We start from the raw sequence: 13,514 nt of genomic DNA, 5'->3' as shown, positions 1-13,514 counted from the left end.
TGCGCAATCGACGCTGAGATAACCGCCATTAACCGCATATAGACTGGCTTTCACAAAGCTTTTCTATAGAATGCGCCGCCCCGCATCCGGGGCTAATTTCTGCAAATATATGCAACCGGTAAATGTGCTCCGGCACATTTTTTGTACCGTTATTGTGAGGTGTTGATGTTCCGTCGTCCATTATTAACCCAGGCCATCAGACTGAGTCTGAGCGCCGCCGCCACTACAGCCGCGTTGTTCAGCACTGCGGCTGTCGCTCAGCAAACCAACGAATCTGCCAACGCGGTTGAACGCGTCCAGGTGACAGGTTCACGCATTATGCGTGAAGGCGCCATTGCGCCGTCTCCGGTAACCTCTATTTCCGGCGCTGAACTGATGGAAACCGGTGCGCTGAATATCGGCGAAGTGTTAAACGAATTACCGGCGCTGGCCTCTACTTATTCGACGGCCAACTCAGGCAACTACATCGGCACTGCCGGCCTGAACCTGCTGGATCTGCGCAGCATGGGTGCCGACCGCACGCTGGTGCTGGTCGATGGCAAACGCCATGTGTCATCGAGCGCCGGTTCTGCCTCTGTCGACACCAATACCATCCCGACCGCCTGGATCGAATCCGTTGAAATCATCACCGGCGGCGCATCTGCAGTTTACGGAGCCGACGCAGTGACCGGCGTGGTGAACTTCAAGCTGAAGAAAAACATCGAAGGCCTGGAAGTCAGCGCGACCGGCGGTAAAGCCAACGATAACCCGTATAACAACCACAAGTTTAACTTCTCTTACGGCAGTGATTACGCTGGTGGCCGCGGTAATGCAGCATTTGCCGCTGAAGTGTCAGGCCAGCGCGTGCTGAACGCCAAAGAGCGCTCTTTAACCCGTACGCCGTACATGAACGTGCGGAACGCCGCCAGCAAAGACAAAAAAGACCCACTGACCAATGCCACTATTCATGACGGTATTCCAGACCGCATTACCTTGCCAAATACCGGCTGGTACGACTCCTCAGTGAACGGCAACTTCTATCTGGAAGAAGGCGATGCGCTGAACTGGTACACCTTTAATCCGGATGGCTCGGTTCGCCTGCAAAACCTTGGCACCACTTATGGCGAATGGGGTCGTTGTAGCAACTGTGATTTGTTAGACCTGAAAGAATATCAGGACTTACAGCCAGAATTTAAGCGTTACAACTTCAACGCCAAAACCAATTTCGAGCTGAACGACGACCACCTGTTAAGTGCCGAAGTGAAACATGTGGTCAGTAAAGCCGACAGCGCCGGCCAGCCATCTTTCTTTGAATATGACTCCGCACTGGAAATCACCGCCGACAACGCTTATATCCACCCGACGCTGGCAGCGCTGATGGCTAAAAACGACCTGGATGCTGTTTACCTGCACCGCTTCAACAAAGACGCCGGCCGCCGCATGGAAAGCAACACCCGGATCACCAACCGTGCCCTGGTTGCGCTGGAAGGGAACATCAACGACGACTGGAGCTATGAAAGCTACGCCGTCTATGGCGAGACCAAACTGGAACAGCAAAACTTCAACAACCTGATCCGAAAAAATTTCGCTCAGTCGATTGATGCCATCAAAGATGCCGACGGCAAAATCGTTTGTCGTGACGTTGCAGCCCGCGCCGCCGGTTGTGTACCGACCAGTGTGTTTGGATATGGTGCGGTGAACCCGGCCGCCAGCGCTTGGTTTAACACAAACTCGATGTCAACCAGCACCATCAAACAGGAAGTGGTCAACGCCAGCGTGTCAAACAGTGCCTTGTTTGAGTTACCAGCCGGGATGGTTGGTTTTGCTGCCGGTACCGAATATCGTCATGAACAAAGTGATTCAGTCCCAGATGCTTTCGCTGCCACAGGCGCGACGTTCTTAAACGCGCTGCAGGAAGAACACGGCAAGTTCAACGTCAAAGAAGCTTTTGCTGAAATCACCGCGCCATTGCTGGCAGACGTTTTCCTGATCCAGGACCTGACCTTTGATGCGGCTATTCGTGTGGCGGATTACAGCTCGATCGGCAACGCCACCAGCTGGAAAACCGGTTTAGACTGGACCATCACTGATGAACTGCGCATGCGTTCTACCTATTCAGTCGCGCTGCGCGCACCGAATATCGGTGAATTGTACGGCCCGCAAAACCAGACCTTCTTCAGCGTCTACGACCCATGCAGCAAGCAATACAACCAAAGCGCACTGCGGGTACAAAACTGTCAGGCACTGGGTATTCCGGCAACATTTGACCCAACAGCTACAGCATCATCGGTTGAAGGTTTATCTGGCGGCAACCCGGCACTGCAACCGGAAGAGTCAAAATCTTACACGGTCGGCGCGGTTTACCAGCCTGAGCTGATTGAGAACCTGACGTTCACCGTCGACTACTGGTCCATTGATATCGACGACGCCATTGCTTCAGTGGCGGCGCAGGACATCCTGAACAAGTGTGTAGATAACCCGAACGGTATCAACAACCAGTTCTGTGCCCTTATTAAACGGGATGCCACCAGCCGCGAGCTGAAACTGATCACTTCAATCACGCAAAACGTTGCCGCGCAAACAGCAGAAGGTGTCGATTTTGAAATTGGTTATGATTTTGACGTCATGGGCGGCCTGGTTAAAACCAAACTGATCGGTACTTATCTGGATTCACGCAAAACCTTCTCGTTCCAGGACAATCCTTCAGTGTATGAAGAAAACGCCGGTACTGAAGGTGAAGCGGTATGGCAGGAAAACTTCTCGGTGTCTTATGCACGTGATGCCTGGACAGCAACCTGGAAAACCCGTCACTTAAGCGCGGTCAGCCTGTATTCAGACCAGGACCTGGTAACCAACCCGGATCCGGTCGACATCATGGGCTACGGCAGCTACTTCATCACCGATATCAGTCTGGGTTACCAGTTTGAAAACGGCGTGAACTGGAGCGTCGGTGTCGACAACCTGTTTGACCGTAACCTGCCGGGTGTCACTACCGGTACAGGCACAGGCTCAGCCAGCTACGACAATATTGGCCAGTTCTTCTACACCACAGTGTCTTACAAGATGTAAGTACATTGCATAGTTGAACAAAGGGGGCTGATTTCAGCCCTCTTTTTTATTTGAGGTTTATTGAGGCCTTATGCCACTTTGTTCTTAGCAAGTGAAATTCGCTGTATCGGGAAGTCTGAAAGTCTGGCCGCTGAGCATGCTAAAAGCTCAAGCTAAATTTAATAATATTGTTTACTTTCAAAATATTACAGTCATGACAACCCTATTTTCCGGCTGCATCTGTCATCAATGCCCCTTATAACCACAAATGCAAACAAACCGCTAAACACCCAGACATCCAGACATCCAGTTATAACCAAATCATCTGATAAAGCATCAATTGCTGCTTTTTCAACACTTCAACTGCTGGTTAAATGCGCCGCAATGACCGCCGTACTGATACGACGGCAGCCTCAAGATGCGGAGTTGATTTATGACCACAGCCACTTTACCGATGTTGGATTTAGCGCAGTACCAGGGTGAACACCGTGCTGAGTTTTTACGCCAGCTGCGCGTGGCGTCCCGGGATGTCGGCTTTTTCTACCTGACGGGTCACGGCATCAGCCTTGAAGCACAACAGCAAATGCTGGCAATTAGCCGCGAATTTTTTGCCTTGCCGCTGGCGGATAAAATGCAGGTGCAAATGCTCAACTCCCCGCATTTTCGTGGTTACACCCGCTTAAACGGCGAACTGACGCGTGGTCAGCCGGATCAGCGTGAGCAGTTTGACATCATGCGGGAAGACGAAGTTGTGGGCCTGCCCACCAGCAATGCTTTGTGGCGCCGTTTAGTCGGGCCAAATCAGTGGCCTACCGCTTTACCAGCGTTAAAACCGGCCTTGCTGTCATTTCAGCAACAACTGACCGACGTCACTGTCACCCTATTGCGCGCCATGTTAGAAGCACTGGAATTACCGGCCAATGCGCTGGACCACACCATTGCTGGATTAAATGGTCAGGAAGGGCCATATCAGCACATGAAAATAGTCCGTTATCCTGTGGCAACTGCGAATGCCAGCAAACAGGGCGTCGGCGCACACAAAGATCCGGGTTATCTGACGCTGGTGTTGCAGGACCAACAAGCCGGCCTCGAAGTGGAAACCGCAGACGGCTGGGTGTTGGCGGAACCGGTCCCAGGCGCCTTTGTAGTCAATATCGGCGAGCTGCTGGAAATGGCCTCCAACGGCTATTTAAAAGCCACTACGCACCGCGTCACCAGCCCGCAGCGGCATGACCGCTACTCAGTGGCGTTTTTTATGGCGGCGCAGCTCGATGCCACTGTACCAGTGTTGCCGCTCAACGCCGAACTGGCGGCTGAAGCACAAGGCCCCGCGACAGATCCGGCCAATCCGTTGTTGCGCCAGGTTGGCGATAACACGCTGAAAGGCCGTTTGCGCTCGCATCGCGACGTCGCAGCCCGGCATTATCCGGAGCTGGCGCAAGCAAGCTGAGTACCCACTTTTACTGGTCTTCCGGACACAGCCGCCAAGCAAGCTGCGCGTCCGGATGGCTCGGTTTTTTCCCACAAATTCGCTAGGCTTGCCGGCAATATCACCGGCTGGCCCGGTCTTCGTTTACAAGGTAGAACTCAATGAAAACGCAAACGCTGGCGGTCCATGCCGGCCAACAACCAGACCCGAGCACCGGCGCCTTAAATACTCCGGTATATCTGACCAGCACTTACAGCTACGGCACAGCGCAGGAAGGCAAAGACCGCTTTGCCGGCAAAAACCCAGGGTATATCTACAGCCGGTTTGCCAACCCAACTTCCAGTGCGCTGGAGCAAAAACTGGCGGCCTTAGAAGGCGCCGACGAAGCCGTGGTGGTCGCGAGCGGCATGGCGGCCATCAGTTCTATCGTCTACGCCCTGACACAACAAGGCGACGAAGTCGCTTTTATCGACCCGGTCTATGGCGGTACCGACGCCTTTTTGCGCAACACCTTAGTGCGCGCCGGCGTCAAAGTGGTCAGCTACAGCTCAGATGATGATTTTGTCAGCCGCCACAATCCAAATACCCGTTTGGTGTTGTGGGAGCCTGTCACCAACCCAACGCTGAAAGTTGTCGACAGCCGCAAAATCATCGCAGTCGCCAAACAAATTGGCGCTATCACAGTCTGTGACAACACGTTTCTGACGCCGGCACTGTTTCAACCGCTCAGCATCGGCGCGGATTTAGTCATGCACAGCGGCACTAAATATCTTTGTGGCCACGGCGACATTATCGCTGGTGTGATTGCCGGCAATGGACCGCTTATTCAGCGTGTGCGCACGGTCGCGCTGAAACATATCGGCGTGCCGATGGGGCCACAGGAAGCGTATTTATTGCAACGCGGCGTAAAAACCCTGCCACTGCGGATGCGGGCGCATTGTGACAATGCTAAAGCGGTGGCGGAATTTTTAGCCACGCAGGAAAAAGTCGCCGCAGTCTACTTCCCGGGTTTAGCGGCTCATCCGGGACATCAGGCTATTGCCGACACAGCCAGCGGTTTTGGCGGCATGGTGGCGCTGGAACTACACGGTGGCTTTGACGCCTGCGCCCGTCTGCTTGATAACCTGACATTATTCGCGCAGGCGGTGAGTTTAGGCGATTTAGAAAGTCTGGCTTGTCATCCAGCCAGCACCACCCATGCCGCGATGACGCCGGACGACCGGGCGCGTGCCAATGTTACCGACAAGTTGGTGCGTTTAAGTATCGGCGTGGAAGATATCGAAGACTTGCTGGCGGATTTGGCCCAGGCGCTGGCGAAGGTCTGATCTTTTGGCTCAGTATTCAAAAGACTGAATCGCAACCCGGTTCAGTCTTTTTTCATGCCCGACAACAACAAGTAAAAATTTCCTTGCTCAGCCCCAGGCAGGGTCATATCCATGATCATCGTATTGGTGTCTTTAGAGTAGAATTGACGCAACTGGCGATTGAGCGCATCCAGCGCGGCAGGTTTCAATGAGGTGCCATACAGCTCACAACCATTTTGCCGGCACTGCACGCGTTCCACCTGTAAAAACTTCAGCTCTTGTTGCGTGACCAATAAATCCTGCAACTGCTGCTCTGTGGCGAGAGCCCAATCCGTATCGACCTCGGTTTGCTGAAAAGCCTGCATCTGCTGCTTTACCGGGTCCGGAAAGCCCGACAAATCCTGCTGTAGCCGCTTGGGATACTGCTGTTCAACAAAGGCCAGCCAACTTTCATCGACTGTCGATTGCTGCCAGGCTGGGTCAGATAATGCCGGTGCAGCCGGGCGGGCCTGTTGCTGCGGCTCTGCCGGTTCCGGGGAAGTAGTCTTTGTCGGTGCCGGTGTGCTCGTCGCTGGTGCAGCAGATGGTGCTGAAATAGTTGGCGCAGCAATAACAGCAGTCGCCGCATCTGCGGCTGGCGGAACAGCTACAGCCGATGGCTGGAATTGCGCCAGCCCAAAACCTATCGCCACGCCAATCAGTAACACCACAGAGTAACCCGGCAGCCCCTTCATCTTATTTGTTCCTGTTGATTTATGCTTTTGGCATATTGCGCAGCACAATATGCACCTGATTCATCTTGTCGTCGGTCACCACAGAGCGGCTCATACTTTGACTGACCGCCCAAGGCTGTTGCATCAGCTGATGAAACATCACAGCAACCGCTGGCGGTGTGCGCTCCAGCAACAATAATTCACAGCTGGTTTGCAGGCAGCGAACGAAGTCGAGCTGAATATATGCAGCTTGTGGATGCAGCTGGATAAAATCACGCAATTTTTGTTCAGTCCGTGTAGCCCATTCTGCATCGGGTTGCTCCTGCAAAAAGCTTTTCAGAGCTTCGGAAATCTGTGGCGGCACATAAGTCATCATCGGTTGATAAAACTTTGGATACTGCGCAGCGACAGTGGCTTGCCAATCGGCGTCCACTTTTAGCGGCTCGTTGGGTTGCCACAAATCTTCCAGAGCCGGCAACTGTGCAGCAGGGCTTGCTGGCTCTGACGGTATCGATGGTTCTGCTTGCACTGATGGTTCGGGCTGCTCAGTTGACGGGCCAGCGGCTGTGGGTGTTGCCCTGGCTGTGTGTGTTGCACTGGCTGTGTGCACCTGGTTTGCAGTGTTGTCCGGACGGGGCGCTGGTTGCGCCAACCCGTTTGCAGCTGCAGCGATTTGCGGCAGATTTGCCACGAATTCAGCGTGCTGACTGGATGCCAGTTGATAGCCGAGGACAAAACCAACCAACAAAACCAATGAATACTTCCATAGAGACTGCATGTTCTTCCCCTGAACATATTGATCTAACAGCAAATTAAATTGAAAGTGCCGCAAATGCAAATGCATTGTTACAAGCTGACACTGATCAGATTTGCTTTCACCTGCGTGCAAGCCAATACTGGCAAGGCTCAAAAACCCATAATAAAAACTCAGGAACAAATATGAAAACATCTTTCCAACCTACGCTCATCGCGGTGTTGGTCGCCGGCGCTTTGCTCAGTTGCCAGCCCGCCAGTAAACCCGCAGAACCAAACACCGTTGCTCCGGCACAAGCCGCAGCTCCGACCGCTGAAGAAGCCAAAGCTTTTGTGGCGAAAGCCTCGGAGCAAACCCGTCAGTTATTGCTGGAAGTCAACCGCGCCGACTGGATAGCCAACACCTATATCACGGAAGACACTGAAGCGCTGTCGGCCGATTACAACAAAAAGCTGACCGAAGCTGTGGTCGCGCTCGCCAACGAAGCCGCGCGTTTTAATGACACCCAGGTTGACGCCGACACCCGCCGCCAGCTGGATAAACTGAAACTGGCGCTGACGTTAGCCGCACCCAAAGATCCGGCCAAAACTGAAGAACTCGCAGGCATAGTCGCCAAACTCAATGCCATGTACGGCAAAGGCAAATACACCAATGCAGCCGGCAAAGAAATGGCACTGGGTGAAATGTCGGCGGTGATGGCCAGTTCGCGTAGCTTTGATGAACAACTCGAGATGTGGAAAGGCTGGCACGACACCGCGGCGCCGATGAAACCTTTGTATGTACGCCAGGTTGAGCTTGCTAACGAAGGGGCGCGTGAGCTGGGGTATGCCGACACCGGTGCCATGTGGCGCTCCAAATATGATATGGATGCCGACGCCTTTGCTGCTGAACTGGACAAACAATGGGGCGCAGTCAAACCACTGTATCAGGCGCTGCATTGCCATGTACGCGCCAAACTTGGTGAAAAATATGGCACCGACAAAGTGCCGCAAGATAAACCGATCCCGGCGCATTTGCTCGGCAATATGTGGGCACAAACCTGGGGCAATATTTATGATCTAGTGGCGCCGGAAAATTCAGATCCGGGTTATGACGTGACTAAATTATTGGCAGACAAAGGTTATGACGAGCTGAAAATGGTCAAAGGCGCCGAAGGCTTCTTTACCTCTTTGGGCTTTGCGCCACTGCCGGAAACCTTCTGGACCCGCTCACAATTCACCAAACCACGCGATCGCGATGTGATTTGCCACGCGTCAGCCTGGGATTTAGACGCCAAAGACGATTTACGCATTAAGATGTGTATCGAAAAAACCGGCGAAGAGTTTGCGGTGATTCACCACGAATTAGGACACAACTTCTATCAGCGCGCCTATAAACATCAGCCGGTGTTTTATCAGGACAGTGCCAATGACGGTTTCCACGAAGCCATCGGTGACACCATCGCTTTATCGGTCACGCCAAAATATCTGCAGCAAATTGGCCTGCTGGAGCAAGTGCCGGACGAATCCAAAGATATTGGCCTGTTAATGAAAATGGCGCTGGATAAAGTGGCGTTTCTGCCTTTTGGTTTGTTAGTTGATCAGTGGCGCTGGCAGGTGTTTTCCGGTCAGGTGAAACCAGAGCAATACAACGAGGCCTGGTGGAAATTACGCGAGAAATATCAGGGTGTGTCTGCACCAGTGGCACGGACTGAAGCTGATTTTGATGCCGGTGCCAAGTTCCACGTGCCGGCCAACACGCCTTATACCCGGTATTTCCTCGCGCATATTCTGCAGTTCCAGTTCCACAAAGCGCTGTGTGAAATAGCCAAAGACGCCGGTCCAATCCACCGCTGTTCCATTTATAACAGCAAAGAAGCCGGCACTGCGCTGAACGCCATGCTGGAAATGGGCGCCAGCAAACCCTGGCAGGACGCGCTAGCCACTTTAACCGGCAAACCTGAGATGGATGCTTCGGCGATTCAGGCTTATTTTGCGCCGCTGCAAGCCTATCTGGACGAGCAAAACAAAGGCCGCCAGTGTGGTTGGTAATGGCTGGTGATTTGAGTTGGTGGTGTAACAAACACAAAGGGCAGCGCAGGCTGCCCTTTGCGTTTTTCACCGATGTTTAGGCCATCAAACAGGCATTTAACCAGCGCAACGCCAGGTCCAGGGTTTCCAGACGTTGCTGCAGCGCCGTTCAGAATTTACTGTCGAGTTGTTTTTGTAACTCCTGTAGCTGTTCTTTGCTGAATTTACCATTGGCCAGTAATTTTTTAATCAGCTCAAACTCATGGCCCTCGCCGGCCACCATTTTGTGCATCACCACTTTGTCGGTGATGACCCGAACATCCAAATCCAGATCGTCACCATCAAGCGTTTTCACCAGCACCTGCGGCTCACCCGGTGCAGTGGACTTCATTTGTTCGACGATTTTGCGGATTTTGTCGCGTTTTTCGGCCGGCAGTTCCGCCAGCGCTTTCTCCAGTTCAGCCGGGCTTTGGCTGCTGTCCCATTTAAAGGTTTTGCCGTAGGCGTCGTTCAGCACCAGCACTTTGGTTTGTTTTTTCTCGGTCACTTTGTCCGGGCTTTTATCAGTCGGTTCAGCCACAGCACCAGCCTGCGCACAGGCGGTCAGTGACAACAACAGCAACGGGAATAGGATCTTCGGTAAACATTGGCCAGATTTTTTCATCATTTCACTCCTTGGGAATTAGAGTCCGGTGCCGGACTCTGACACATCACCATAGGAAGTTTGATGCCATAATTTTTATTGTTATTTTTCATGCAGTTAAAATTTAAGGCTTGCGAACGCCAGCAAAATATCCCGAAATGAGGAGATCAGATTGCCGATATGCGCCACTGGCTGTGGCAGCCACTGATTTCATTTAATAAAAGTGATTTATTTCAGCAGGTTAATCGCCAGCAACATTCAGCTGCACTGGCATCGAATTTGCCAACTAACCATAACAGTGGCTCACATCTAGCCTTAGCAACAGGAATTCGCATGTCATTCAGTTTACCCAAAGCCCTGATCCTCGGCGTCTGTAGTCTATTTGTGCTGATGGGCCTCAGTCAGGCGCTGACGCTGTGGTGGTTTCAGCAACAATTACAGCAAGAGCTTAGTGAGCAAAGTCAGGCGCTGAGCCGGATCATTCTGGCCCGCACGGCTGAAAAACTGCAGCATCAGTTTGTGTTTAATACCAACAGTGCGGTTCAGGTCTTCACGACAGACCAAGGTGCCCAGCCACAAGTCTCAGTCCAGTCAGAGCAACCAGCCGCGGCTACTGCTCCTGCACAGAACACGCCGCCAGACCGGCAAGTGGAAGTACGTAAACTGGAAAACGGCATCACTATTGTCAAAATGCAACAGCACGACGATGGCAAGGCCAAGGTCGACCTGGATTTAAACCTGCAACTTGAACAAACCCTGGCTGAATTAAAACAGCAAGGCGCAGCGCCGCAGCATTGGGTCAGCCAGTTTAAATTAAAAACCAGCGGCTCCAGCCAGCAACTGATCAATCAATACCTCGGCTATCAGCTGCTGGCGCTGGCGCTGTCGACCGCTTTAGCGCTGTTGCTGCTGCTTTGGTTTGGTGCGCGTTTGTTACAGCCGCTGCAGCGACTGGTGCAGGGATTTCGCGCTCTCGCGCAGGGCGAAGCCGGTATCCAGCTCGATACGCAGGCGCCACTGGCAGAATATCGTCAGGCGCTGAAGCAGTTTAATTTAGCCAGCACTGAACTTGCCGCCTTGCAGCAGCAAAAAGCCGAGCTGGCCCGCCAGCAGCAGCTGGTCGAACTCGGCGAAATGAGCCGCGGTCTGGTACATGCGCTCAGAAACCCGATTCATACCATGGCTCTGGCGCTTGAGCAGGTCTCCGGCAACGACCCGGCCTTGCAGCAGCTGATTGAGCAAAAAATGCAGCATATCAACCGCACGTTAAGCACTCTATTGACGCTGAGCTGTCAGGGCGTTGACCGCAGCACGCCGGTGGCACTCAAAGCCGTGCTGCAGGACCTTTGTCTGGAATTCTCTGCACAACAACTGCAACTGGACGCACCAACGCTCAGTTGCCGCGGCGCGGAAGCGGAACTGCGTTTTATTCTGCATGTGCTGGTCAGTAATGCCGTGGAGGCCAGCCCACAACCGGGTACTGTTTACCTGAAGTTGTGGCAGGCAACCGACGGCATTTATTTTCAGGTTACAGATCAGGGCCCAGGCCTGAGCCCAACCGTTGCCGCGAGCCTGTTTCAGCCCCATATCAGCAGTAAAGCCGAAGGCGCCGGTATGGGGCTTTATCTGGCGCAGCGCCTGCTGCAAATGTATTACCTGGGCGATATTGAGCTGCAAAACAGACCGGGAGGCGGCGTGTTGGCGCAAATCAGGCTGGGCACGGAGATCAACCAATGACTCTCTCACAAACATCACATCAGCCGTTGTCATTGCAACAACCACAACTGCTGGTAGTGGAAGATGATCACAGCCAGCGCCAGCTGGTCACCGAGTTATTACAGGCCGAAGGCTATCGCGTCTACAATGCGGACAGCGTACCGGCGGCTATTTTGCAATTGCAGCAACAGCCGGACATCGCGCTGGTATTCAGCGACTGGAAACTCGGCAGTTTAAGCGGCTTGGAACTGCTGGATTATTGCAAAACACATTATCCAACCGCCGGTTTTGTTATCGCAACGGCTTACGGCTCGGTCAGTCATGCGGTAGAAGCCATTCAGGCCGGCGCCGACGACTATCTGGCAAAACCCTTTAAGCGACAAGAACTGTTGCTGGCGGTCCGAAAAGGCCTGCGCGCTCGCAGTCTGCGCAAACAAAACCAGCAACTCAGTGCCGCGCTCAGTGAGCAACAGCAGCTGGTGGATATCATCGGTCATGCACCTTGTATGCAGCAGCTGTTTCAACGCATTCAGCGTATTTCCGGCACTGATGTGACTGTACTGATCAGCGGCGAAAGCGGCACCGGCAAAGAGCTGGCGGCGCGGGCGCTGCATCAGCTATCGCCGCGCCGGCACGGGCCATTTATCGCATTGAACTGCGGCGCTATTCCGGAAAGCCTAGCGGAAGCCGAGTTATTTGGTGCCGAAAAAGGCGCTTTTACCGGCGCCCATGCAGCTAAAGCCGGTAAGTTCGAAGCGGCAGAAGGCGGCACGTTGTTTTTGGATGAGATCGCTGAACTGCCGCTCAGCCTGCAAGCAAAACTGCTGCGTTTATTACAGCAAGGCACGGTCACCCGCCTCGGCAGCCATCAGGAGATCAAACTGAATGTGCGTATCATTGCCGCCAGCCATCAGGATTTGGCCGTGGCAGTGCGTGAGGGGCGTTTTCGTGAAGATTTGTTTTACCGGCTCAATGTAGTCCCGCTGCATATGCCGGCGCTACGGGAACGTAGTGAAGATATTCCGCGCCTGCTGGAGCATTTTCTGCAATTACACCAACAGCGTTATCAACAGCAGGCGCCAAACTTAAGCAAACAGGCGTTGAAGCAGCTGCTCGGCTATCGCTGGCCCGGCAATGTGCGCGAATTAGCCAACCGGATTGAACGCTATGTATTGCTGCAGGATGAGCAGGAATTGCTGGCAGGGTTACAGCCGGATGCCGGCCAATCTCCGACCAGCGGTTTTGTGTTACCGCCACAAGGTCTGGCCTTTGAAATGCTGGAGAAAAGCTGTCTGCAGCAGGCATTGCAACGCTGTGAGGGCAACAAAGCGCAGGCAGCGCGCTTGCTGCAGTTGCCCTATAAAGCGTTTTTATACCGGCTGGAAAAGTTTGGCTTAACCGGCTGAGGGTTCGTCGTCGGTGTGTTGCTGTGTTAACGCATCACGCCTGCGACGATAGCGGGTGCGCAACTGATAAAACCCATTGGTCAGTACCGTCGCCAATGCCACGCCGAGTAAATCCGCCAGAATATCCAGCAGCTCAAAGCTGCGGGACGGGAACAGTAACTGACTGCCTTCTTCCAGCAAGGCAAAGCCTAAAGTTAGCACCACACCGAGATAGAGCCGGACAGGCCCCAACGCCACTTGCCGCGCTTTAGTGGCAAAGTTCAGCAACAAGGCCAAAGCACCAAACAGCAGCACATGACCCATTTTATCGCCATAAGGCAAAGACCCGGCCAGCTGCAGAAAATAGTTCGGCGCGCCGGAATCTGCCGCCACTATGACCCAAATCAGAAAACTAAAAAAAGCGATCGCCGGTAACCAACGCATATTTTCCCCTGTCATCCCGCCCTGATGCGCGATGGTCACAACAAAAACGATTTATTTTCGCATCCACCCTAAACTTTTTTCCGTACCCGT

Annotated in this window: 10 protein-coding genes; 6 read left to right on the top strand and 4 right to left on the bottom strand. The window is 53.3% G+C overall.

Annotated features, from left to right (window positions below; genetic code table 11):
* The first annotated feature begins 165 nt into the window (after positions 1–165).
* From Q399_RS0109145 to Q399_RS0109135, 3 genes are all read left to right on the top strand, one after another.
* Positions 166–3,048, top strand: coding sequence for a TonB-dependent receptor domain-containing protein (locus Q399_RS0109145; RefSeq protein ID WP_031568039.1), 2,883 nt, complete (start codon positions 166–168; stop codon positions 3,046–3,048).
* Positions 3,049–3,460: 412 nt separating this feature from the next.
* Positions 3,461–4,477 (top strand): isopenicillin N synthase family dioxygenase, encoded by a 1,017-nt coding sequence (locus tag Q399_RS0109140; protein WP_031568038.1) that lies wholly within the window; start codon positions 3,461–3,463, stop codon positions 4,475–4,477.
* 140 nt (positions 4,478–4,617) lie between these two features.
* Complete coding sequence (locus tag Q399_RS0109135; protein ID WP_031568037.1) at positions 4,618–5,781, top strand: trans-sulfuration enzyme family protein; 1,164 nt, start codon at positions 4,618–4,620, stop codon at positions 5,779–5,781.
* A gap of 41 nt (positions 5,782–5,822) precedes the next feature.
* On the opposite strand, the gene Q399_RS0109130 is transcribed toward Q399_RS0109135, so the two are convergent.
* Both Q399_RS0109130 and Q399_RS0109125 read right to left on the bottom strand, forming a co-directional pair.
* Complete coding sequence (locus Q399_RS0109130) at positions 5,823–6,494, bottom strand: hypothetical protein (RefSeq protein ID WP_031568036.1); 672 nt, start codon at positions 6,492–6,494, stop codon at positions 5,823–5,825.
* Between the two features lie 19 nt (positions 6,495–6,513).
* Complete coding sequence (locus Q399_RS0109125; RefSeq protein WP_157836261.1) at positions 6,514–7,251, bottom strand: hypothetical protein; 738 nt, start codon at positions 7,249–7,251, stop codon at positions 6,514–6,516.
* A 161-nt stretch (positions 7,252–7,412) separates the two neighbouring features.
* Here Q399_RS0109125 and Q399_RS0109120 point away from each other — a divergent pair, with 161 nt between their 5' ends.
* Positions 7,413–9,257, top strand: coding sequence for a M2 family metallopeptidase (locus tag Q399_RS0109120; protein ID WP_031568034.1), 1,845 nt, complete (start codon positions 7,413–7,415; stop codon positions 9,255–9,257).
* 148 nt (positions 9,258–9,405) lie between these two features.
* On the opposite strand, the gene Q399_RS0109115 is transcribed toward Q399_RS0109120, so the two are convergent.
* Complete coding sequence (locus Q399_RS0109115) at positions 9,406–9,903, bottom strand: hypothetical protein (protein ID WP_157836260.1); 498 nt, start codon at positions 9,901–9,903, stop codon at positions 9,406–9,408.
* A gap of 309 nt (positions 9,904–10,212) precedes the next feature.
* Here Q399_RS0109115 and Q399_RS0109110 point away from each other — a divergent pair, with 309 nt between their 5' ends.
* Both Q399_RS0109110 and Q399_RS0109105 read left to right on the top strand, forming a co-directional pair.
* Entirely contained in the window at positions 10,213–11,616 is a 1,404-nt protein-coding gene (locus Q399_RS0109110; RefSeq protein ID WP_031568032.1) for a sensor histidine kinase, read from the top strand.
* The gene (locus Q399_RS0109105; protein WP_051685863.1) at positions 11,613–13,001 is read left to right on the top strand and encodes a sigma-54-dependent transcriptional regulator; all 1,389 of its coding nucleotides are present in this window, start codon (positions 11,613–11,615) and stop codon (positions 12,999–13,001) included. Before Q399_RS0109110 ends, Q399_RS0109105 begins: the two co-directional genes overlap by 4 nt.
* Here the strand turns inward: Q399_RS0109105 and Q399_RS0109100 are convergent.
* Complete coding sequence (locus Q399_RS0109100; RefSeq protein WP_051685862.1) at positions 12,990–13,424, bottom strand: VanZ family protein; 435 nt, start codon at positions 13,422–13,424, stop codon at positions 12,990–12,992. The genes Q399_RS0109105 and Q399_RS0109100 overlap by 12 nt on opposite strands.
* Positions 13,425–13,514: the final 90 nt, after the last annotated feature.

This window comes from Rheinheimera texasensis DSM 17496, from assembly GCF_000711985.1.
Taxonomy (GTDB): domain Bacteria; phylum Pseudomonadota; class Gammaproteobacteria; order Enterobacterales; family Alteromonadaceae; genus Pararheinheimera; species Pararheinheimera texasensis.
The sequence above is the reverse complement of the archived record's forward strand: the minus strand, read 5'-3'. Positions and strand labels throughout refer to the sequence as shown.